Source organism: Natrarchaeobaculum aegyptiacum (assembly GCF_002156705.1).
GTDB lineage: Archaea > Halobacteriota > Halobacteria > Halobacteriales > Natrialbaceae > Natrarchaeobaculum > Natrarchaeobaculum aegyptiacum.
Map to the genome: position 1 here is coordinate 1,578,157 of NZ_CP019893.1, position 21,155 is coordinate 1,599,311.

General features: G+C 67.1%; 19 protein-coding genes. 9 read left to right on the top strand and 10 right to left on the bottom strand.

All coding sequences use genetic code 11. The features are described from left to right. Positions 1-155: 155 nt before the first annotated feature. Positions 156-3,995: a S8 family serine peptidase gene (locus B1756_RS07825; protein WP_086888033.1), complete on the top strand. Its 3,840-nt coding sequence runs from the start codon at positions 156-158 to the stop codon at positions 3,993-3,995. A gap of 24 nt (positions 3,996-4,019) precedes the next feature. On the opposite strand, the gene B1756_RS07830 is transcribed toward B1756_RS07825, so the two are convergent. The 5 genes from B1756_RS07830 to B1756_RS07850 all read right to left on the bottom strand — a co-directional run bounded on the left by B1756_RS07830 (position 4,020) and on the right by B1756_RS07850 (position 9,688). Continuing rightward, positions 4,020-5,036, bottom strand: a complete 1,017-nt coding sequence (locus B1756_RS07830; protein ID WP_086888034.1) for an ArsA family ATPase — start codon at positions 5,034-5,036, stop codon at positions 4,020-4,022. Positions 5,037-5,120: 84 nt separating this feature from the next. Next, entirely contained in the window at positions 5,121-6,056 is a 936-nt protein-coding gene (locus tag B1756_RS07835) for an ABC transporter permease subunit (RefSeq protein WP_086888035.1), read from the bottom strand. After that, positions 6,053-7,003 (bottom strand): ABC transporter ATP-binding protein, encoded by a 951-nt coding sequence (locus B1756_RS07840; RefSeq protein ID WP_086888036.1) that lies wholly within the window; start codon positions 7,001-7,003, stop codon positions 6,053-6,055. The genes B1756_RS07835 and B1756_RS07840 overlap by 4 nt, the downstream gene beginning before the upstream one ends. A 169-nt stretch (positions 7,004-7,172) precedes the next feature. Then, complete coding sequence (locus tag B1756_RS07845; RefSeq protein WP_086888037.1) at positions 7,173-8,480, bottom strand: CobW family GTP-binding protein; 1,308 nt, start codon at positions 8,478-8,480, stop codon at positions 7,173-7,175. Between the two features lie 2 nt (positions 8,481-8,482). Continuing rightward, positions 8,483-9,688, bottom strand: coding sequence for a GTP-binding protein (locus tag B1756_RS07850; RefSeq protein WP_086888038.1), 1,206 nt, complete (start codon positions 9,686-9,688; stop codon positions 8,483-8,485). A 102-nt stretch (positions 9,689-9,790) separates the two neighbouring features. On the opposite strand from B1756_RS07850, the gene B1756_RS07855 reads away from it, so the two are divergent. Then, positions 9,791-10,198: a CopG family ribbon-helix-helix protein gene (locus B1756_RS07855; protein ID WP_086888039.1), complete on the top strand. Its 408-nt coding sequence runs from the start codon at positions 9,791-9,793 to the stop codon at positions 10,196-10,198. Between the two features lie 36 nt (positions 10,199-10,234). Here the strand turns inward: B1756_RS07855 and B1756_RS07860 are convergent, their stop codons facing one another. Continuing rightward, positions 10,235-10,993: an ABC transporter permease gene (locus tag B1756_RS07860; RefSeq protein WP_086888040.1), complete on the bottom strand. Its 759-nt coding sequence runs from the start codon at positions 10,991-10,993 to the stop codon at positions 10,235-10,237. A gap of 112 nt (positions 10,994-11,105) precedes the next feature. After that, positions 11,106-11,675, bottom strand: a complete 570-nt coding sequence (locus tag B1756_RS07865) for a DUF6789 family protein (protein ID WP_086888041.1) — start codon at positions 11,673-11,675, stop codon at positions 11,106-11,108. Positions 11,676-11,795: 120 nt separating this feature from the next. On the opposite strand from B1756_RS07865, the gene B1756_RS07870 reads away from it, so the two are divergent. From B1756_RS07870 to B1756_RS07880, 3 genes are all read left to right on the top strand, one after another. Further along, complete coding sequence (locus B1756_RS07870) at positions 11,796-12,770, top strand: Gfo/Idh/MocA family protein (protein WP_086888042.1); 975 nt, start codon at positions 11,796-11,798, stop codon at positions 12,768-12,770. 54 nt (positions 12,771-12,824) lie between these two features. Then, the gene (larE, locus tag B1756_RS07875) at positions 12,825-13,637 is read left to right on the top strand and encodes an ATP-dependent sacrificial sulfur transferase LarE (RefSeq protein ID WP_086888043.1); all 813 of its coding nucleotides are present in this window, start codon (positions 12,825-12,827) and stop codon (positions 13,635-13,637) included. Positions 13,638-13,873: 236 nt separating this feature from the next. Beyond that, positions 13,874-14,230, top strand: a complete 357-nt coding sequence (locus B1756_RS07880) for a hypothetical protein (protein ID WP_086888044.1) — start codon at positions 13,874-13,876, stop codon at positions 14,228-14,230. 48 nt (positions 14,231-14,278) lie between these two features. On the opposite strand, the gene tatC is transcribed toward B1756_RS07880, so the two are convergent. Continuing rightward, positions 14,279-15,283, bottom strand: coding sequence for a twin-arginine translocase subunit TatC (tatC, locus tag B1756_RS07885; protein ID WP_086888045.1), 1,005 nt, complete (start codon positions 15,281-15,283; stop codon positions 14,279-14,281). Between the two features lie 281 nt (positions 15,284-15,564). Here tatC and B1756_RS07890 point away from each other — a divergent pair, with 281 nt between their 5' ends. Next, positions 15,565-17,889 (top strand): twin-arginine translocase subunit TatC, encoded by a 2,325-nt coding sequence (locus B1756_RS07890; RefSeq protein ID WP_086888046.1) that lies wholly within the window; start codon positions 15,565-15,567, stop codon positions 17,887-17,889. Between the two features lie 53 nt (positions 17,890-17,942). After that, positions 17,943-18,119, top strand: a complete 177-nt coding sequence (locus B1756_RS07895) for a ribbon-helix-helix domain-containing protein (protein ID WP_086888047.1) — start codon at positions 17,943-17,945, stop codon at positions 18,117-18,119. A gap of 1 nt (position 18,120) precedes the next feature. Here the strand turns inward: B1756_RS07895 and B1756_RS07900 are convergent, their stop codons facing one another. Further along, complete coding sequence (locus tag B1756_RS07900; RefSeq protein WP_086888048.1) at positions 18,121-18,906, bottom strand: 23S rRNA (uridine(2552)-2'-O)-methyltransferase; 786 nt, start codon at positions 18,904-18,906, stop codon at positions 18,121-18,123. A gap of 229 nt (positions 18,907-19,135) precedes the next feature. On the opposite strand from B1756_RS07900, the gene B1756_RS07905 reads away from it, so the two are divergent. Continuing rightward, positions 19,136-19,381, top strand: coding sequence for a DUF7127 family protein (locus B1756_RS07905; RefSeq protein WP_086888049.1), 246 nt, complete (start codon positions 19,136-19,138; stop codon positions 19,379-19,381). A gap of 78 nt (positions 19,382-19,459) precedes the next feature. Here B1756_RS07905 and B1756_RS07910 read toward each other — a convergent pair whose 3' ends face one another. Then, a complete protein-coding gene (locus B1756_RS07910; protein ID WP_086888050.1) occupies positions 19,460-20,329 on the bottom strand; it encodes a hypothetical protein in 870 nt (289 codons plus the stop codon). On the opposite strand from B1756_RS07910, the gene B1756_RS07915 reads away from it, so the two are divergent. Continuing rightward, positions 20,328-21,065, top strand: coding sequence for a hypothetical protein (locus B1756_RS07915; protein WP_152031276.1), 738 nt, complete (start codon positions 20,328-20,330; stop codon positions 21,063-21,065). The genes B1756_RS07910 and B1756_RS07915 overlap by 2 nt on opposite strands. Positions 21,066-21,155 lie beyond the last annotated feature (90 nt).

A 21,155-nucleotide genomic window follows, 5' to 3' on the forward strand; every position in this document is an offset into this window, starting at 1 on the left:
AGTTGTGAGGTACTCGCCCTGTCGAAGTATCGACGAGCGTCGCGGCCAGTCATCGGATCGACGCCGGAACGAGGGAACGAAGCGACGCGACGAGTCGCTGGCTGTGACCGACACGGAGCATTATATGTTTCTCGCGAGTATAGTCGTCTCGAGCAATGCCCTCCGTCAGGACTGCACTCCTCGTCGGTGCAGTCGCCCTCGCGCTCGTCGCCGTCGGCGCGTTCACCGCGATGCCGCTGTCCGGCGAGTCCCCCGCCGACCAGCCGCCGGTCGCCGACGAACACGACGGCCCGACCGGCGACGGCGTCACCGTCGCGGTCGTCGACTCCGGAATCGACGACAGCCACGCCGCCCTCGAGGGGCGTGTGGTCGATCGGGTCGATCTGACCGACGACGGTGGCGCTAGCGGTGGAGGTGACGGTGAAACGGGCATCGACGAGCACGGGCACGGCACCCACGTCGCGGGCATCGTCGCCGGTAGCGGCGCGGGTGACGGTGACCCCGGCGTCGCTCCCGGCGCTGCTCTCGTGGACGTCCGCGTCCTGAGCGAGGAAGGCGAGGGCGACGCCGAGCGGATCGCCGAGGGTATTACCTACGCCGTCGAGGAGGCAGGCGCCGATATCCTCGTCCTGAGCCTGAACGTCGAGGGGATCGACGCCGGGCCGATCGACGAGAGCGTCGCCAGTGCGACCGATCAGGGCACGCTCGTGGTCGCCTCCGCGGGGAACGCCGGCGCTGACCGGTCGATCACCGATCCGGGGACCACCCCCGAACTGCTGACCGTCGGTGCGACTGCCGCCGACGGCTCCATCCTCGAGCACTCTTCGCGCGGACCGACCGACGACGGTCGCCTGAAACCCGAACTGGTCGCTCCCGGCGAGCGAGTCCCCGGTCCCGAGGCAGGGACCGACGACGAGTATACCACGCGAACCGGGACGAGCGTCGCGGCCCCGCAGGTCGCCGGCGCGGCGGCCGTGCTGCTCGAAGACGACCCCTCGTTGACCCCCGGCGAACTCGAGGCCCGACTCGTCAGTACGGCTCGCCCGGTCGCGGACGCAGACCCCTACGCGTCCGGTGCGGGCGAACTCGACCTCGAGGCCGCACTCGCAGCCGACGTGATCGTTCGCGACGGCGTGATCGACTACGGACTGCTCGAGGACGACGAACCGGTCACGAAGCGCGTCACGCTCGAGAACCTCGACGACCGGCCACGCGAGGTCACGCTCGCGACTCGCCTCGAGAACCTCGACGCGGACGCCCAGATTCCGGAACTCGATCCCGGCGGTGGCGACGACGGCGACCTCGGCCTCCCCGAGGACCTGATCGCCGAACTCGAGGACGCCCAGCGAGACGACGCCGGCGCAGTCGCAGCCGACGGAGGGACGCCGATCTCGTCCGGCGATTCGGACGGAGATCCCGCCGAAGCCGGTGGGGAGTGGACAGCGGGCGACGACGGACCCAGTGCCGACGACCTCCTCTCGCTCTCTCGAGACGAGGTGGTCCTCGAGCCCGGCGAGACGGCGACCGTCGAGGTGACCGTCGACAGTGGTGCGGCGTCGGGGATCCACGCCGGCGCACTCGAGTACACGGTCTCGTCGGACACTGAGTCCCGGTCGGTCCCGATCGGGTTCGTCCGCGGCGGCACGGTCACGGTCGAAAAGGTTCCCTTCTCCGAGGGTGATCGTGTCGACGGTGACCCGCTGTTTTTCTTCACCGAGGACGGTACCCACTCCGGCATCCAGGACTTCGAGGACGGCGAGACGTCGTTCGTCGCGGGAGCCGGCACCTACGTCCTCTGGTCGAAAGGGGTCGACCGCGAGACGGGGTCGATCGTCTTCCTCTCGGAACGCCTCGAGGTCGACGGCGAGGAACACGTCGTCCTCGACGAAGCAGATACGATTCCAGTCGGCGTCGACGCGAGTCCGATCGTCGAGGAGTATGGCCCCCTCGAGAACGTCACCGTCGCGGCATCGATGAGCACGGCCGTCGGCGACCGGACCAACCAGCTCTCCCGGACGCTGCTGGACGCCGACAACCGGACCGTCCGGGTCTCGGAAGATCCAGCAAACGCGATCGCGACGACGTACCTCCTGACACCCGAGGACACCGACGAGCTCGCCGCCGAGGACGTCTTCCAGCTTCACTACGAGGCCGCCAGTTCCCAGTGGACTTCGCCGGCCGAGGTCCACCCCGACGACCTCGAGACGACCACGTATCGCATCCATCGGACGACACAGGATCACTCGCTGGAGGCCCAGGATCGGACGACCACGACCTTCCAGTGGAACGACCCCGCCCGCTACTGGTTCGACCTCGGCGACCGCGGAACCCAGCACGTCCACCGGACCGACCGCGGGGCCAGCCACGAGCGCGACCTCCGGGGCGACGGCGTTCGCGCGGCCGTCAGCGATCGGACGCGCGAGGAGGGACCGATCGACGTCCTCGCGCATCCCTACGTCGCGGTCGTCGACCTCGAGGTCGATATCGAAGAGGGTGTCGCGACGGTCGGTGGCGAACCGCTGGCCGACGGCGCCGGGAGCGCGATTTCGGTCGACGGGACACACTCGCTTACGGTCGCGGTCGACGACGAGGTCCACGAGACCGTCACTGTGAGCGATCCCGAACTCGAGACTCGCGACGTTCCGATCGAAGCCGACGCGCCGCTGACCGTCACTCTCGAGGGGTCGAACCCCGACGGGCGGCTCTCGCAGAATACGACGACGGAGGTCAGACTCGAAGAACCCGGCGTCGGGGCCCAGGGCGACGATCGACGCACGCCGCTCGTCCGCGACGTCGCCGTCCCCGACGCAGACGAGACGAACGCGGTCGATCCCGGCGAGGTGACCGTCACGTACGCGGTCGACGACGCACGGTCGGTCAGGGATCGGACCGTCTGGTACGCGACCGACGCAACCAGTACGGGCGACGATGGCGACGTGGCGCCACCCTGGAAACTCGAGGAACCGGCCGAAGCGGGCTGGGCCGAGGCCAGTACGGGCTACGCCGACGGCCGGCTCACCGCCACACTCGAGGTGCCCAAGGACGCGACGACCGTCTCGCTCGCGGCCGAGTTCGACGCCGACGACCGCGTCCGCACGACCACGACCGACGCCTTCTACGTCGGGGCCGCACCGAACACGTCGACGCGAACGATTTCGGGCACGGTCACGACCCACGACGGGACGCCCACCGCCAACGACACCGTCCTCGCCGCACCCGTCGATGGAGACAGCGATCCGACGATCTCCCGGACCGACGACGACGGCGCGTTCGACCTCGAGGTGCCGAAAGACGAGACGTACGACCTTGTCTACCGGGCGGGCGAGCCGTGGACGCTCAACCGCTCGCCCGCCGACGGCCGACCCGCGTTCGCCGGTCTCGAGCGGGTGACCGCCGACGAAGATCGAACGCTCGAGGCGACGCTCCCGGCAGCGAGTCGGTTCGATCTCGAGGTGGTCGACGACCGCGGCGAGCCCGTCCCGAACGCGACGGTCTCGTTCGGTCACCACGCGCCGGACGTCTCGGTCGGCGCTCGCGGAGAAACGGACGGAACGGGCCGGCTCCGGGTCGACGGTGACGGTGACGGAGAGACGGGAATCACCCTCGGTGGCAGGCTCTCGTACACGGTCGCGGCGCCCGACGGGGACCCGTACGCCAACGAGACCGTGTCCGGTAGCGTGCAGGTCGACGAACCGACCGTCGAAACTGTCGAACTCCCCACGCGCCCGCCCGAGGCGAGCCTCGAGCCGAATCGCAACTGGCTGGTCGAGGGGACGGCCGTCACCCTCGACGCGGGCGACAGCGACGTCCCCGCGGGGGCGGCCGAGTACCGCTGGGACTACACGGGCGACGGCGAGGTCGACGAGGTGACCAACGACTCCCGGCTCCGGACCGAACTCGAGCCCGGGACGACCGAGGTGACCGTCACCGTCGTTGACGGTCTGGGTCGAACGGACGAGGCCAGCGCGACGGTTCGGGTCGATCCGCTCGACTGAGTGTGTGACGCGGTGTCATCACGGTCAGCGCTCGGCCGGCAGTCGCGCCGCTACCTCCCGGACCGCCTCGAGTCCCTGCACCTCGCCGACGCGTTCGGGGAGCGTCACGACCTCGCGGTCGGGAAACGTCTCGCGAATATCGGCCACGCGCTCGACGTGACGCACTCGACGTGACTGACAGCGCGAGCACTCCTCGTCGGGATCCTCGAGCACGCGGTTGACGACGAGTCGGCCGATCGGGACCTCGGCGTCTCCGAGGCGGTCGACCAGCCGTTCGGTCTCCGCGATCGCCATTCCTTCTGGTATCGTCACCACCCGGAACTCGGTGACTGCCGGATCGACGAGCAGTTCGCGAGCGCGCTCGAGGCGGGCCTGGAACGCCTCGAGGTCGTCGTCACGGCGCGAGCCCGACAGCATCCCCATCGGTCCCACCAGCGCGCTGCGGGCAGCGGCCCCGATTCGGCGAACCTGCCCGCGAAGCGAGCGAGTGGTCTCGAGGGCCAGCCCCATCACCGCGGGGGTGTCGAACAGCCGCAGGGTGTGGCCCGTCGGCGCGGTGTCGAAGACGACGACGTCCCACGTCCCCGCGTCGACGTACTCGACGAGCAGGTCGAGCGCGGCGAGTTCGTCGCCTCCGGCCGGCGTCCCGGCGGCGAAGATCCGTTCGACCTCCTCGTCGTCGAGTCGGATCCCGGCGCTGCGCAGGTCGGCGGCGAGCGCCCGGGCGATACTCTCGAAGCGCTCCCGCCGGACCTCGGGGTCGATCTCGACGGCCCAGAGCGCGCCGTCCCCGTCGGCCGTTCCGTGCTGGCCGTCGCGCTCGCGCTCGCGACCGTGGTCGCGACCCCGGTCGCGATCGAGGTCGAGTTGTCCGGGTTCCGACTCGAGGTCGACCTCGAGGGAGTCAGACAGCGAGTGTGCGGGGTCTGTCGAGACGACGAGGACGTTCAGTCCGGCGTCGGCGAGTGCGAGACCGGTGGCGGCCGCACAGGTCGTCTTGCCAACGCCGCCTTTGCCGCCGTAGAAGATGCAACGAGTCACGCCGGGTGCTACTATCGATGGGGTCCTACGTTCCACCCCTGCACTCGAGGCGTGTCGAAGAGGACGAAGTGAAAATCTGGCCGGTCAGAGGTCGACCCGATCGAACCGGTAAGCTGCGATCGCGATCGGGATCGCGATCCACGCGAGGAGGACGACGAGTGCGAACCAGTCCTGGAGGTAAAACGGGATGGTGCCGTCGAACATCGCCTCGAGCTGGGCGACGGATTCGTCGTCGAGTTCGGCGACGGACGTCACGAGCGACAGGACGTTCCCGTACGCCGCGTTGGGATTGAGCGACTGGAACAGCATGAGCAACTCGGCAACGAGTTCGGAGTCAGGGAGGTACTCGAACACCACGAGGAGTACGGCGGCGAAGACGGCGGCCGGCCAGACGACGTAGAACAGGACGAAAACGCCGAACGCGGCCGCGGCCGCTAGCGTCGTCGATCGGATCAACGTCGAGACGGTGATCGCGAGTGCGGTGTAAGCGACGCCGTAGAGGACCGACACCAGCAACAGCCCGACGTAGTCAGTGACGTCGAAGGTGCCGAGTAACGCGGCGACGGGGAGCGCAGCGAGAACGAAGCCGATGAGCAGCGACAGCGACAGGACCGCAGACCGACCGAGGAGTTTGCCGACCACGACGTCGGTCCGGGAGTGAGGCAGCGACAGCAGGATCTTGATGCTCCCCGACTCGCGCTCGCCGGCGATTGCCTTCCAGCCGAGCACGAGCGCGATCACCGGGATGACGAGCGATCCGATGCTGAAGACCCGCTCGACGAGGACCGCCGTCGTCGCCTCCTGACCGATGATCACGTCCCCCTCGAAGTACGCGAGGAGCCCGGTCATAGTGACCAGCAGCAGGAAGAAAAACGCGCTCAGACCCATGAACAGCCACGAACGCACGGCGTCCTGAAAGTCCTTCTTCGCGATGGCGAGAACGCTCTCGAGCGAGACCGAGTTCACGAACCGGCCACCCGAGGCGGTCGCTCCCGCATCCGGGGCGGTGTCTGCGCTCATCGGGCCTGCACCTCCGACTTCCCCTCTCCAGCACCGTTCGGTCCGGACGTGTAGGCGTGGAAGACGTCCTCGAGCGAGGCCTCGCGGGTCGAGAAGTCGGTGACCTCGACGCCTTCCTCTTCGAGCGCGCCGAGGACGGCGGTCTTCGAACCGTCGACCTGAACGATCAGGGTCGCCGGGTTCGTCCCCTCGAGGCTGACCCCCGAGACGTCCGGGAGTGAGCGGACGGTCGCGAGGGCGTCGTCGTCGACCGCGTCGACGGTAACCCGGAGGACGGTGTCGCTGCCGGCAGCTTCCCGGAGGCCGGCGACGGTGTCGACGGCGACCATCTCGCCCTCCCGGAGGATGCCGACGCGGTCGCAGACGGCCTCGACTTGCTCCATGACGTGACTCGAGAAGAAGACCGTCGCGCCGCGTTCGTTCTCCTCACGGACGATTTCTCGCATTTCGCGTGCGCCGTTGGGATCGAGGCCGGTCGAGGGCTCGTCGAGGATGAGCAGGTCGGGATCACCGACGAGCGCCATCGCGAGCATGAGCCGCTGGGACATCCCCTTGGAGAAGCCGCCGGCTTTCTTGTCGATCGCGTCTGCGAGGCCGACGCGCTCTAAGAGTGCCACCGGGTCGTCGTCGGAACCTTTCGAATCGATCGCGAACTCGAGGTGCTTTCGTGCGGTGAGGCGATCGTAGGTCTCGACGCCTTCCGGGAGGACGCCGGTCCGGGAACGGATCGTCCGGCTGTGGGCCTGGGCGTCGAGCCCGAGAACCTCGACCGAGCCGGCGGTCGGCCGGATGAAATCGAGGAGCACGTTGATCGTCGTCGACTTCCCGGCCCCGTTGGGGCCGAGGAATCCGAACACCTCCCCCTCTTCGACGGTGAAAGAGAGGTCGGAGAGGGCGAGGAACTGACCGTACGATTTGGTCAGATCGTCAACTCGAATAGCGGGCATGGGTCCACTGTCAGTGCCGATTCCGATAAGGGTTGTCACTCGAGATCGTTAATACACTGCCGTCCGGGCTCGGATTAAGTGCCAGGCGGCGTCGACACGTCCTCGTTCGCTCGTATCGCCGGGCAAGCCGACCGGGCGAACCCGGCCCGACGACGGCTGACCAGTGGGATCAGTTGCCGTCGGACGGTTCCCCGCTCGAGAGGACGATCGGCTCGCCCGTCGACGTCGGTGCCCCGTTTTCGAACGTCGACCAGTCGTCGTCCATCTCGTCGTCGGTGAGCAGGCAGTCGTCGAGTCGCTCGAGCAGGGCGTCGCGGTCGAGGTCGCGGCCGATCAGCGCCAGTCGCGTCTCGCGGTCGCCCCACTTCTCGTCCCACTCGAGGTCGGGCTGGCCGCGGCGGTAAGTTTCCTGGCGGTCTTCGGAGAGGCTGGCGATCCAGCGGCCGGTCACCTCGAGGGTAGTCTGGTCGCCGGCGTGGCTCATCGTGATGGCCTGGCGCTCCCGGCCGGCGATCCAGCACAGCCCCTTCGCGCGGACGAGTTCGGTCGGGAGCGACTCGAGGAGGGCGGTCAGACGCTCGGGGTGAAAGGGGCGTCGGCGGTGGTAGCTGTCGACCGTGATGCCGTACTGGTCGGGTGGGTGTGCGTGATCGTGGCCGTCGTGACCTCGATCGTCGCTGTGGTCGCCCTCGTGGTCGTGCCTATCATCGTGGTCGTGGTCGTGGTCGTGGCCGCCCTCCTCATCGTCGCCCTCGAGTGCGCGCTTCCAGCCTGCGGCCTCGGTGGCGCTCTCGAGGTCGAATCGCTGGACGCCAAGGAGATTCGGTGGATCGAGCGACCCGTATTCGGTCGTCACGATCTCGGCACGGGGCTGGAGCGTCTCGAGCAGCGCGACGACGTGCTCGCGTTCGGCCTCGGAGACGAGATCGCACTTGTTGACCACCAGCAGGTCGCAGAACTCGACCTGCTCGAGGACGAGGTCTTCGAGCGGGCGGGTGCCGTCGTCGTCGGGGCCCGACGGCGTCGGGAGGTCCAGTTCACCGTCACCCGCGTCGGCGTCACTGGCCGCGAACCGGTCGAAAAACCGGCGCGCGTCGACGACCGTCACGACGGCCTCGAGGTCGTAGCTCCCTGCGGCGGGACCGCGGACGAACTGGCGGGCGATCGGTTCGGGTTCGCTGACGCCGGAGGCCTCGATCACGAGGTGGTCGAACGCGCGCTCGCGCTGGAGGCGAACGACCGACCGGGAGAATTCGCCGCCGATTCCACAGCAGATACAGCCGTTCTCGAGCGCCAGGACCTCCTCGCCGGTCTCGAGTTCGGTCCGGGCTTCCACGAGGTCGGCGTCGACGTTTATCGCGCCGACGTCGTTGACGAGGACGGCGAGTTCGCGGTCGGTCGACTCGAGCAGGCTCGAGAGCAGCGTGGTCTTTCCGGCACCGAGTTCGCCACAGAGGATCGTGACCGGCGTCGACATCGTTACCGGTTCGCGAGCGCGCGTTCACGTGGCTCTTGCGGTTCGAACGGGTCGGCGTAGGTAGACCAGTCCTCGGTCATCTCGGCGTCGGTGAGCAGGCAGTCGTCGAGGCGCTCGAGCAGGCCCTCGGCGTCGAACTCGCGGGCGATGAACACGAGGCGAGTCATCCGGTCACCCCACTCGTCGTCCCAGTCGTCTTTGAGACCCGGGCGGAGGGTGAAGTAGCGTTGACGTTCGGCCTCGGGGAGCGTGGCGAGCCACTGACCCGACGGCCCGGCCCGGACGGATGTGCCGGCCTTGTCGACCCCCATCGCGACGTCCTCGCGGCCGGCACTCCAGAAGAACCCCTTCGCGCGGACGATTTCGTCGGGCATGTCAGACAGCAGGCTGGCGATCCGCGTCGGGTGAAACGGCCGGTCGCGCTCGTAGACGAACGAGGTGACGCCGTGTTCCTCCTTTGGGTCGTGGTGGTGATCGTGCTGGAGTTCGTGCTTCCAGCCCGCGGAAGTCTGGGCCCGTTCGAAGTCGAACCGACCCGTCCCGAGGATCTCCTCGAGGTCGACGTCGCCGAACTCGGTCCGGTGGATCACCGCGCGTGGTTGCAGGCGTTCGAGGACGGCCTCGATCTCGTCGAGCGCGTCGTCGGGGACGAGGTCGCACTTGTTCAGCAAGAGGACGTCACAGAACTCGATCTGATCGAGCAACACCTCCTCGGGCACGCGGCTGGCGTCGGCCCCGGGCTGGTCCTCGACCAGCGCCGTGCCGGCGTCGAAGGACTCCCAGACGCTGTAGGCGTCGACCACGGTCACCATCGTGTCGAGTTCGTACGTCCCCGTCGGGTCGAAGTCGGCGTCCTCGAACCCCATCGCGAACGTCTGGGCGACGGGGATCGGCTCCGAGATGCCCGAGGACTCGACGAGCAGGTAGTCGAACTCGCGACGGTCGGCGAGTCGACCAACCTCCTCAAGCATGTCGCCACGGAGTCGACAGCAGATACAGCCGTTCGAGAGTTCGACGATCTCCTGGTCGGTGCCGAGATCGGACTGCTGGGCGACGTGCTCGGCGTCGACGTTCACCTCGCCCATGTCGTTGACCACGACGGCGACCTCGAGGCCGTGATCGGCGGTCAGGACGTGGTTCAGCACGGTCGTCTTGCCCGCGCCGAGCGGGCCGCTGAGGACGGTCACGGGAATGCGGTCGTCTTCCATCGCGTTGTGAATGCCACCCCGTGGCTTGTTAATGTTAGTTATTACGTAAGCAGAGAGATATGAATAACAATCACTAATATTCCACCCCCTGTTTTTCATAGTATGCCAGTCGTCAGCGTCTCGATGCCCGACGAACTGCTCGCGCGCCTCGACGGCGTCGCCGAGGAGTACGAGTACACCGGCCGCAGCGAGGTCGTCCGCGAGGGAACCAGAACCCTGCTGTCGGAGTTCGACGACCCCTCGCTCGAGGGCCGGCCGCTTGCCGGGACCGTGGCCGTCTTCTCCCGGCCCGGGGGCGACCGGCACGACCACCACGTCGGCACGCTCCGCCACGAGTACGAAGCTACCATCGTCTCGAGCGACCACAGCCACGTCGGCGGGTGCTGCCTCGACCTGTTCGTCCTCGAAGGGCAACTCGAGACGATCTCGACGTTCGTCGGCACCTGCCGGGCGCTCGAGGGCGTTTCGGCGGTCGAGTACTCGCTTACTCCGCTCGACGACCTCGGGTGATTGGTACTCGAACGGTGAACACCAGACGCGACCCCATCAAATGAGTCCGGTGACGAAGGCGAGCCCCATGCCAACCAACGCGATAGCCGTGATCGTCGGCAGGTACGGCGTCAGGCGTTCGATCCGCTCGCGGTGTCGTTCGTAGCCGGCGATCAGCGCCAGCGTGGGAGTGACGATCGCGACGATGACCGCGAGCGAGTAGATCAGCATCAACTCGAGGCAGGCGTCGGTGCCCGCACAGATCGCGAGGATCTGGATCGGTTCTTCGTGGGCGAAGCCGAGCAGGAGGGCAGTCGTCCCGAGCGCGAGCAGGCCGCGTTCGGCGTGTTCCTCGCGGAGATGCTGGTGGCCGCCGCCGGGGAGGATCGACCGGAGGCGTGCGAGGATGCCGTGATCGTGGTCGTGGTCGTGGTCGTGATCGTGGTCGTGGTCGTGGCCGTGGTCGTGGTCGTGGTCGTCGTGCGTATCATCGCGTTCGTGCCCGCCGTGAACGTGTCCGTGCCCACCGTTGCGGTACTCGTGGATACCGAGCAAGATGAGGATCGACCCCGCGAGGACCCCCATCCACCGGCTCTCGGCGAACTCGGCGACCGTCGCGAACCAGAAGTACGCCAGCACGAGCACGACGCTACTGATCAGGTGGCCCACGCCGAGAATCACCGCCGCGAGAAAGCCGTAGAACAGCCGATACTGCCGATTCAGCGCGTACGTCGCCGCGATCGGCCAGCCGTGATCCGGGAGCACCCCGTGGACGAACCCAACCGCGATCACGCCGAGGACGACGAACAGTTCCATACCGAAACGGGAGTCTCGAGCCCCTAAACGGGTTGTTATGACCAGATCGCCGATGCCGTAATACCGCTACCAAAGGTTGCTAATCGAGTGGGCAGGGCTGTGAAAATCGACCTCAGTTGCCGTCGTCGTACTCGTACTCCGACCGGGGGTCCTCGACGCCCTCCGTCCGGGAGCCAACCCACGCCCCGAGTGCGAGGCCGTAGACGAGGTGACCCGCGTGGAACAGCGCCAGTTCGTCGGCGTCGAGTCGAACGTCGAGGACCTCCTTGAGCATGATCTGCGAGCCGAACGCCGACAGACCCATGCCGTAGACTGCGCCCCAGACGAGCCCCCGCTGTTCGGGTTCGATGGAGCGTTCCGCGTCTTGCAGGGCAAACAGCGCACCGAAGACCGCTCCCGCCTGCGTCCCGTAGACGAGGTGCAAGAACAGGCCCGCGAGGGGGTGATCGCCAGGGTCGCCGCCGGCGACGTACTGCGACCAGAAGTTCGCCGACGGCGGGAGCGAGCGCATGATCGGCAACCGGAACGCGGTCATGACGATCGTCGCGACGAACCCCGCCTGCAGCCCCCGGAGGCCGGCGTAGGCGGCGTGCTCGAGTCTCGAACGGTGGTCGCCCTGTTCGGTTCGGTCGTCGACCTCGCCACCCGGCTGGAGTCGTCGGAACCGATCGGATACGGACATCGTGAGGGCGGTCCTACCACGGTCGGCGACGTAAGTGTCGGGCGCGCTGGTGACGGGTTCGGGCTCGAGTCGAGAAGCCGAATGCGTGGCTATTAGTGGTCGCTCGGTCGACGTGAAACCATGAATTTCGGCGTTCTCGGCACCGCAGGCATCGCCCGGAAGGCGTTTCTCCCCGCCGTCGAACCAACGGAGCACGCAGTCACCGCCGTCGCCTCGAGGGACGGCGACCGGGCGCAGGCCCTCGCCGACGAGTACGGAATCGACGCCGCCTACGGGAGCTACGACGACTTGCTCGAGGACGGGTCGGTCGACGCGGTCTACGTCCCGCTGCCGAACGGACTCCACGCGGAGTGGACGAAACAGGCGGCCGACGCCGGACTGGACGTCATCTGTGAGAAACCGCTGGCGGTCGACGCGGCGCAAGCGCGATCGGTCGTCGACCACTGCGCCGACCGTGGCGTGACCCTGATGGAAGCGTTCATGTACCGCTACCACCCCCGGACCGAGCGCGCGATCGAACTGGCCCGCGAGGACCTGGGGGACGTCCGCTCGGTCTCGGCAGCGTTCAAGTTCCCGCTGTTCGACCGTCCGGACGACGTGCGCCTCTCGCCCGACCTCGACGGCGGGAGCCTGATGGACGTCGGCTGCTACGCCGTCTCCGCCGCCCGGCAGTTCCTCGGCGAACCCGACCGGGCCTACGCCCACGCCCACGACTCCCGCGGGGCCGGCGTCGACACCGAACTCGCGGGCATCCTCGAGTACGACGACGGAGCCTCGGCCCGGATCGCCTCCGGGTTCGACACCGAGTCCGTCCAGCGCTACCGCGTCGAGGCCGCAAACGGCTGGCTCGAGGTCCGGGACGCCTACAACCCGCCGGACGGCGAACCGCTCGAACTCGAGTACCGGATCGACGGCCGCCACGGCGTCGAGACGTTCGAGCCGGTCGATCAGTACCGCCTCGAGATCGAGGACTTCGTCTCGAGCGTCGAGTCCGGAGAGCCACCGCGGGTCGACGGCGAGGAGGCGGTCGCGAACGTGCGCGTGATCGACGCCTTGCAGGCGAGTGCCGAGCGCGGGGAACCAGTCGACCTGTAGCAGGAGACGAGCGAACGCAACGTCCTTTTGCCCGTTCGCCCCGAACGGCGGGATATGACATCGGTCGAGGCGAAACTCGAGGCCGCCCGCGAGGATCTCGCGGGCCACGACGGCGTGCTCGTGGCGTTCTCCGGCGGGGTCGACTCGAGCGTGGTGGCCGCACTCGCCCACGACGCCGTCGGCGAGGACGCCGTCGCCTGTACGGCCAGAAGCGAGACGCTTCCCGAGGCCGAACTCGAGGACGCCAGACGGGTCGCCGGGGAGATCGGCATCCGCCACGAGATCGTCTCCTTCTCCGAACTCGAGAGCGAGGCGTTCGTCGCGAACGACGACGATCGCTGCTATCACTGCCGGACGATGCGACTCGGCGAGATGATCGAAACCGCCCGCGACCTCGGCATCGAGACGGTCTGTGACGGGACGAACGCCGACGATCCGGGTGCGGGCCACCGCCCCGGCCTCCAGGCGGTCGACGAACTCGAGGTCTACTCGCCGCTACTCGCTCACGACGTCTCGAAGGCGGAGGTCAGGGAGATCGCCGCCCACTACGGGCTCTCCGTGGCGGACAAGCCCTCGATGGCCTGCCTCTCCTCGCGCATCCCGACGGGGCTAGAGGTGACCGACGAACGCCTCACGCGGGTCGAACGGGCCGAGGCCTCGCTGCGCCAGTGGGGCTTCGACCAGTTCCGGGTTCGCGACCACGACGGCCTCGCCCGGATCGAGGTCGCCGAGGACGAACTCGAGCGCGCGCTCGACCCGGCGTTCGTCGAGACCGTCCGCGAGGAACTCTCGCGGCTGGGCTTCGACCACGTCACCCTCGACCTCCACGGCTACCGGACCGGGAGTGTCAGCCCAGCGAGCGAGTGAGTGGGGAGGTGGGTTCCCGAACCGGCGACGCCGAGTGACGGGGCGTCCGAGAACCGCGCCACGTTGCGGTGGTGTATCACCAGACGTTCGATAGTCGACGCCCATAGTGAACGCACGTCCGAAATATAACCGAATTCTGGCCATCGAACCCACCATTGAATAGATTGTGCTACTAACGGGCGGGAATATTGCACAATACGATACGAACGTCCCACCAGGCGCGGTAGATGTGATCGATGGACGCGGACGTGCCGCCCGAGTGGCGTATCGAGACGAGTCGGAGCTATACCCCCGCCGACTCGGACCGGGAACTGGAGTACCGGGCCTACAAACACGAGTCGGGCGACCTCCGGGTGAAGGTCGCCCCGGCCGCCCTCGACGGCGGCGATCACCCCGGCTACGCACTGACGACGACGACCTACCCCGGCCTCGAGCTTTCGGAGGCGCGACTCGTCAGGACCGTGCTCACGTTCGACCGGTGTAACCGGATCGCCCGCTCGTTCATGGACCTCTTTCTCGCCCGTTACGACGGTCCCGGCTCACTCGAGGACGCCGTCGAGTACGCCTACGACCGGACGCGGGAGCACCGGTGATGTGGCGGCTTGGCGACGACGTCGGAACCGATACAGTGGGGCCGGCGGTCACTCCCGTCCGATCCACTTCAGGATCAGCAACGTCCCCTCGAACAGCAGGATCATCGTGATGCCGACGATGATCGGTGCCATCGCGGTCGGATCGAAGGTGAACATAAAGGCCAGCCCGAAGAAGGCCGCCCAGAAGTACAGGCGCTTTGCGGCCAGCCAGCGACGGGTGGTCACGCCCATCATGATCGCCAGCATGATGAAAAGCGGGATCTGGAAGACGATGGCGAGAAACGCCGTCAACGTGATCACGAGGTCGAACGTGTCCGAGAGCGCGTAGGCGATGCCAGCGCTCCCCTCGGCGTAGAACGTGAAGTAGTAGAACAGGACTGGCAACACGAACAGGTAGGAAAAGACCATCCCGACCGCCGCGAGCACGACGCTCGTCGGCACGGCCGCGAGGTAGTACTTGCGCTCGTGGGGGTACAGCCCCGGCTTCATGAACCTGTAACACTGGTAGACGAACATCGGAATGCCCACCATGATCCCGAGCAACGCGGCGACCTTGATCCGGGTCAACCACAGCTCGAGGGGGTGGTAGACGTGCGGCGGTGGCACCCGCCCTTCGGCCTCCATGTAGGGGACGACGTCGTTCCAGATGAACGCGATGGCGTCGGAAGCCCACAGGACGCCGATCGCAGTCCCGGCTGAAGCAAAGAGGGCGACGACCGCCAGCCGGAGGACCATCTCTTCGATGTGATCGGCCAGCGGCATCTCCTCGTCGTCCGGCGGTGCCGACAGCCCACCGATGTCGTCGTCTGGATCGGGGAACTCCGGCTCGCCAGACTCACCGGAATCGTGGCCGACGACGCCCTCGCCGTCGGTCTCGAGCGGCGGGTCGTCGGCGTCTCCGGACTCTGCCTCGTCCGTCGAGCCGGCACCGTCGCTGGCGTCGGCGTCGCTCGAGTCCACTGGTTCGGACTCGGGAGCGGACGCCAGCTCGTCCTCGCGGTCGTCGGGAGTCTCGTCGTCGGGGGCTCCCGCCGTCGCCGACTCGTCCGTCATCTATCGAGATATAGATAGGGCGCCGGTTATAGGCCTTTTTCTTACGCGCACTCTCAGAGAGCCAGAAGCCGCGTGACCGGTCGGGAACGCGACCGGTCTGCGACGGGCTGGTATCACCGGCAACCGCGAGCAGTCCTGCAGTCTCCGACGCCGATCCAGTCCGGTCCGTATGGAACCACGGCGGACAGCGACCCGGTCGCGGCCGGGCAGGCGAGGGAGGCGAAATTTTCGAAGCTACACGAAAGGTTGATAACTGGAAATCGGGTATCCACGAGCAGTCAATGAGTTCTGTCGTCGACGAGGACACCGCCCGAGCGTTCTACAGCGGGCGGGAAACCATCGGTGCCCTCCTCTCGAGCGCCCAGACGCACCTCCAGAAGGTGTTCATCGTCTTCGTCCTCGGGTTCATGGGGACGTTCTGGGCGCTTCGGCTGTACATCTGGGACTTCCTCGAGGCGACCGCGGAGGCGCAGATGGAGCCCGAGGTCGCAGAAGCGACCGACATCATCACCCGGACGCCGTTCGAGGTGATCCTGTTACAGGCCAAAATCGGGCTCATCATCGGTGGGATCGTCGCCCTGCCGGTGTTGCTCTACCTCTCGCGAGACGCGCTCAAACGCCGCGGGATCCAGCCGGCGATGCCGGTCTCGCGTGGCTACATCGCCGCGTTCGCGCTGGCGTCGTTCTCGCTGTTCTGGATCGGCGTCGTCTACGCCTACGCCGTCTTCTTTCCGTTCGCGTTCAACTTCCTCGGCGACGTCGCCTTCCACGCGGGCGTCAATCCGAGCTGGGGGATCACCGAGTTTACCGAGTTCATCGTCCTGTTGACCCTGTCGTTCGGCCTCGCCGCACAGCTTCCGCTGTTCATGGGCGTCCTCTCGTACACCGAGATCGTCCGTTACGAAACCTTCCGGGACAAGTGGCGCCACGCCGTCGTCGGCATCACCGTCTTCGGCGCGCTGTTCTCCCCGCCGGACCCGTTCACGCTGATCATGTGGGCGCTGCCGCTGGTTGCCCTCTACGGCTTCAGCCTCGGCCTCGCGAAGGTCGTCGCCAACATGCGCCGCCGCGGCGCGGCCGAACTCGACACCGGCGTCGGCCTCGTCAAACGACGCCTCCTCCAGTTCGTCGGCATCATCGTCGCCGTCACCGTCGCTGCAGCCGCCTTCGTCAACCAGGACGGATTCGACCAGCTCGAGGAGTCGGTCTTTCCGCTGCTTCCCGACATCGTGAGGCCCGAGGGAACGACCAGCCTCGAGGCAATGGCCATCGAATACGGCCTCCTCGGTGACGTCGCCGTCGGTCTGGTCGTCGCCGTGATCGTCGGCCTGCTCGTTCTCGTACTCTACACGATCCGGGTCCTGCAAGCGCCCGTCTACCCTCGCGAGGGTGACCTCCGGGCGGCCGAGAGCGCCGACGACGTCGACTTCGAGACGATCACCGCCGACGACGTGGACGAACTCCCGGCGACGATCTTCCTCGAGATGGACGAGGAGACCGCCCTCGATCACTCCCGGACGGCACTCCAGAACGACGACCGCGAGAAAGCTCAGGCGATCATCAACCGGTACGACACACTCCAGGAACAGGCGAACGAACGCGAGGAAGCCACCGATGGCGCCGCAGGAGCCGCCGGGGACGCCGCGGCCGCCGCGGGCGGGTCGGGCGGCGAAGAGAGCGAAAACGTCGTCTCGAGTACCGCAGCCGGAATGCTCAACCCGTTCACCGAAGAGGAGACGACCGAGGAGGACATCGGCGGCTACGCCTACGACCTCGCCTTTATCGTCGACAGCCTCACCTCGAAGACGATCTACATCGTCGGGGTCTTCATGGCCGTCCTCGGGGGGACGTTCATCGCGCTCTACCGCGGCGGGTTCGGCGTGATCCTCACCCAGTTCGTCGACCGCGTGCCCCCGGAGGTGTTAGACGAACTGGCCGACAACGGTGCGGACACGGGAGAGGTAACAGAGGAGTTGATCGCCGACCTCGGGCTGGTCATCGCCTTACACCCCGTCGAGGTGCTGATCTTCATGGTGAAAGTGAGTACGATCCTCGCGATCATCGCCATCCTCCCGATGATCCTCTACTGGGCGTGGCCGCCGGCGAAAGAACGTGGCCTCGTCCGTGGTGACCCCCGGGTGTTCCTCGTCTGGGGTGGGACCCTCTTCGCCGGGTTCGGCCTCGGCCTCTTCCTCGGGTTCTACTGGATCGCCCCGACGATCATCTCGTACCTGATCACCGACGCCATCCGCAACGAGATGGAAGTAACCTACCGGATCAACAGCTTCTCCTGGCTCGTGATCTACACCACCATCGGCGTCGGCTTCCTCTTCAACATCATCGTCACGATGGCGATGTTCCACGTCGGCAAAATCCTTCACTACCGGACGATGCTCGCCCACTGGCGGCCGGTCACCGTCGGCATCTTCGTCATCGCGGCCTTCGCCAGCCCGAAGGGCATCCTGACGATGTTGCTGCTCGCGATCCCGATCGCACTCACCTACCTGCTCGGCCTCGCGATCCTCTACGTGCTCACTGCCGGCGGCCGACTCTTCGGCGGCGGTGGCGGCGGTCGCGACCTCGAGACGGGACTGCTCGGTAACTGATCGGCCGTCCGAGAGCAACTACGCTTTTCTACTGGCAGGCCCCGAACGAGGATATGCCCAAGATCAGCGTCGAAATCCCGCAGGAACTGCTCGACGACCTCGACGAACACGTCGGCGACGACGGCAAGTTCGTCAACCGCAGCGACGCCATCCGCGCGTCGATCCGGAAAACGCTCGACCTCCTCGACGAGATCGACGAACGTCACGACCGACTCGAGACCGAAGAATAGCTCAGTCCCGATCCAGCCGCTGTGCGAACCCGAAGTTCGGCTTGACGTCGTCGACCCGAACCGTCACGGTCTCGCCGTCCTCGGCCGAGGGGACGAACAGCCGGTAGCCGTCGACCGAGGCGATACCGTCGCCTTCGCTGCCGACGTCGACGATCTCGACCTCGAGTTCGTCGCCGGGCCGGACGGGGGCCGTGATCCGGCCTTTTCCGACGAAGTAGATCTCCGAGGATTCGTCGCGGGAGGCCTTCGGGCTCGTCGCCCGGACGTAGCGGAACTCCTCTTCGACGTCCGCGCGGAACTCCTCGACGTCGGGACCCTGGAAGACCTTCACCACGAAGTCGCCGCCGGTGTCGAGCAATTCGAGAGCCGTTTCGAAGGCCTGCCGGGCGAGGTGCAGCGAGCGCGCCTGATCGAGGGAGTACTCGCCGGACATGTTGGGTGCCATGTCGGAGACGACCGCGTCCACGGGCCCACCGGCGGCGTCGATCACCCGTTCGCGAGTCCGGTCCTCGGTCATGTCACCCCGAACCGTCTCGACGCGTTCGTTCAACGCCTCGTCGTCGAAGGGCTTGATCCGCTGGAGGTCGACCCCGATGACGGTCCCCTCGGGGCCGACGTTCTCGGCCGCGACCTGCAGCCACCCGCCCGGCGCGGCACCGAGGTCGACGACCGTGTCGCCGCTCTCGATGACGTTCTCGAGGTCGTCTAGCTGTTTGAGCTTGTAGGCCGCTCTCGAACGGTATCCCTGCTGTTTCGCCTTGTTGTAGTAGTGGTCTTTTCGAGCCATGGTATCACGACTGTCTCCCGTGGGTGTGACTGGTCGTCGAGCCGATCAGCGACCCGAACGGGAGTCGAGTATAGAACCAAAGAGGGGGCTCGGACAGATAGGGTTGACGTACTCGAGTCTCGACACGCCGTCCTCCGACAGGGCGATACGAGCAGGTGGGCGTCTCGAGCCGGGTGGGGTAGCATTCTCGTGCCGATACCTTACGACCGATGGCGACGCGAGAGAGTGTATGGAAACGCCACCAGAACTCGAGGCCGCCGCCAGCGAGCGAGAGGAGATCACGATCACGAAGCGCGAGTACGACGACGAGCAGATCATCGCCGTCGACTTCGGCCCGGTCGTCGGCGAGGTCGAACTCGACGTCGTCGACGACACGGCCATCGTCGTCGCCGGCGACAGGCAACTCGAGTTCGACGTGCCACCGGATGCAGACGACGTGACCGTCAACGACGGCATTCTGACGATCAAAAACTGATCGAGTCGGCCAGCGTGGTCGCGCCCGGGTCGACCCCGATCCCGGCTGCCCGCGCGCTCTCCCGTTCGACTCCCGGTGCTACTCGAGGTCGGAGTCCGGGTCTTCGCCGCCGGCCTCGTCTTCGTCGGAATCGAAGTCGTCGGGGTGGTCGGGTCGCTGCTCTGGTGCACCCGGAATCTCGGCGTCGATCGACCCCGCGTCCTCGGGCGTCGAGCCGTCGTCCGTCGTGGAGCCGCCCCGTGAGCCGGGGCCCTCGCTTGCTTCGTCCCCCGTCGGTTCCATCGAACCATCAGTCCGGTTGCCCACGTCCTCACCCGCTCGAATGTCTGCCTCGTCGTCCGTCGTAAGTTCGGACGGATCGACCTCGAGCCCGCGGCTCGCGTCGTCCTCGATCGCGTCCAGTTCGTCGGCGTCGAACGGCTCGTCCGCGGTTCCCTGCTCGCCCACCTCTCCGGAAGCGGCCATCTCGTCGTCCGGGTCGACGCGCGCGCCACCCTCGGGTGCGTCGGAGAACTCGTCGTCCTCGAGTGGCGCCTGCGGATCGGGGTCGCCCGTGGGTGGTGTCTCCCCGGGTACGTCGGCGTCCCGCTCGGCCTCCGGCGGACTCGATGCAACGGGCTCACCGGGCTCGTAGTCGTCGGTCCCGCGGTCGCCCTCGGATTCGATCGCATCGCCCTCCTCCACCGCACCGGACGTGATGCTCTCTGCCGGGACGTCGGCTGCGAGGCGGATCGTCTCGTCGCCGATCTCGGCGACGGCGTCGTCGGTCAGGGGGACGACCTGTGGGTCGCCCTGTCCCCAGTCGAGGACGGCCCGGGTCGACTCGATCGCGTCGGGTTCGGGATCGACGTAGGCGGTCTCGGCTTCGACCTCGACGACGACGCCCAGCACGTCGCCGGTCTCGGTTTCGACGGTCTTGTCGACGTCGTCGGGAGTGAACGTGGTCATGGCGACGGCTACCGCCGAGAACGGCAAGCCGTTCGTGCCTGCACAGCACGGGGCCTCGAGGGCGTCGGAACTCGAGCAAACCGCTAAGTGCCAGTCCGTTCAACGGGCTATCATGAGTCCCTCGAGGCGGATCCCGGCCGTGCTCGACCGCCTGCAATCGGCCCGCACTCGAACGGCCGCGCCGACCACCGGCGACGACCATCCGTCCCGCCGCGAGGTCACGCCGGTGCGCCGCGAACTCGTCCCCCCGGACCCGGCCCCGGCCGACGTGAGTCTGGGCTACGATGGCCGGACGGCCGGACTCGAGGCCGCGGCCATTTCCCGGTTCGCCCTCGAGATTCGCGAGCTTCGATTCGTCGTCGACGAGACCCACTACGTCGACGCTGGCGGTGGGCTGGCCACGCTATCCGACGCCTACGAGATCGGGATGGTTCCGTTCGAACCAGTTCCGCTGTGTGAGACGGTAGCAGTTCCGACCTGCGACCTCGAGTCGATCCAGCTTCTCTATGCGATCACCGACCTCGAGTGCGACCGCGAAGTTAACGTGGTGCGTAAGAAGGGCATCGTCGAAGTCCCGCTCGACCGCGAGATTGCGACCGGGGAGAGCTACGAGATTCGGCTGTTCGTCCGATTTCGGCAGACGGGGACGGGGGCGGGATCAGGAGCCGGGTTCGAATCAGAGACGGCGTATCGGCTGGAACTGCACGAGGTCGGGATGCTACCGGCGAGACCGTAGTCGGACAGACTGGCACTCGAGGGTCGGTCGCGGCGAACGGGTGTTCGGCCTCGGGTTGGCGGCGTGACCGATCGCTCGAGGTGTTCGAAC

Coding starts and splice junctions, on each gene's coding strand:
- B1756_RS07900 (WP_086888048.1), bottom strand. CDS start 18,906: ATGGCTCGAAAAGACCACTACTACAACAAGGCGAAACAGCAGGGATAC.
- B1756_RS07840 (WP_086888036.1), bottom strand. CDS start 7,003: ATGCCCGCTATTCGAGTTGACGATCTGACCAAATCGTACGGTCAGTTC.
- B1756_RS07915 (WP_152031276.1), top strand. CDS start 20,328: ATGGCGACGGCTACCGCCGAGAACGGCAAGCCGTTCGTGCCTGCACAG.
- B1756_RS07905 (WP_086888049.1), top strand. CDS start 19,136: ATGGAAACGCCACCAGAACTCGAGGCCGCCGCCAGCGAGCGAGAGGAG.
- larE (WP_086888043.1), top strand. CDS start 12,825: ATGACATCGGTCGAGGCGAAACTCGAGGCCGCCCGCGAGGATCTCGCG.
- B1756_RS07910 (WP_086888050.1), bottom strand. CDS start 20,329: ATGACCACGTTCACTCCCGACGACGTCGACAAGACCGTCGAAACCGAG.
- B1756_RS07845 (WP_086888037.1), bottom strand. CDS start 8,480: ATGTCGACGCCGGTCACGATCCTCTGTGGCGAACTCGGTGCCGGAAAG.
- B1756_RS07880 (WP_086888044.1), top strand. CDS start 13,874: ATGGACGCGGACGTGCCGCCCGAGTGGCGTATCGAGACGAGTCGGAGC.
- B1756_RS07860 (WP_086888040.1), bottom strand. CDS start 10,993: ATGGAACTGTTCGTCGTCCTCGGCGTGATCGCGGTTGGGTTCGTCCAC.
- B1756_RS07850 (WP_086888038.1), bottom strand. CDS start 9,688: ATGGAAGACGACCGCATTCCCGTGACCGTCCTCAGCGGCCCGCTCGGC.
- B1756_RS07835 (WP_086888035.1), bottom strand. CDS start 6,056: ATGAGCGCAGACACCGCCCCGGATGCGGGAGCGACCGCCTCGGGTGGC.
- B1756_RS07895 (WP_086888047.1), top strand. CDS start 17,943: ATGCCCAAGATCAGCGTCGAAATCCCGCAGGAACTGCTCGACGACCTC.
- B1756_RS07890 (WP_086888046.1), top strand. CDS start 15,565: ATGAGTTCTGTCGTCGACGAGGACACCGCCCGAGCGTTCTACAGCGGG.
- B1756_RS07865 (WP_086888041.1), bottom strand. CDS start 11,675: ATGTCCGTATCCGATCGGTTCCGACGACTCCAGCCGGGTGGCGAGGTC.
- tatC (WP_086888045.1), bottom strand. CDS start 15,283: ATGACGGACGAGTCGGCGACGGCGGGAGCCCCCGACGACGAGACTCCC.
- B1756_RS07855 (WP_086888039.1), top strand. CDS start 9,791: ATGCCAGTCGTCAGCGTCTCGATGCCCGACGAACTGCTCGCGCGCCTC.
- B1756_RS07870 (WP_086888042.1), top strand. CDS start 11,796: ATGAATTTCGGCGTTCTCGGCACCGCAGGCATCGCCCGGAAGGCGTTT.
- B1756_RS07825 (WP_086888033.1), top strand. CDS start 156: ATGCCCTCCGTCAGGACTGCACTCCTCGTCGGTGCAGTCGCCCTCGCG.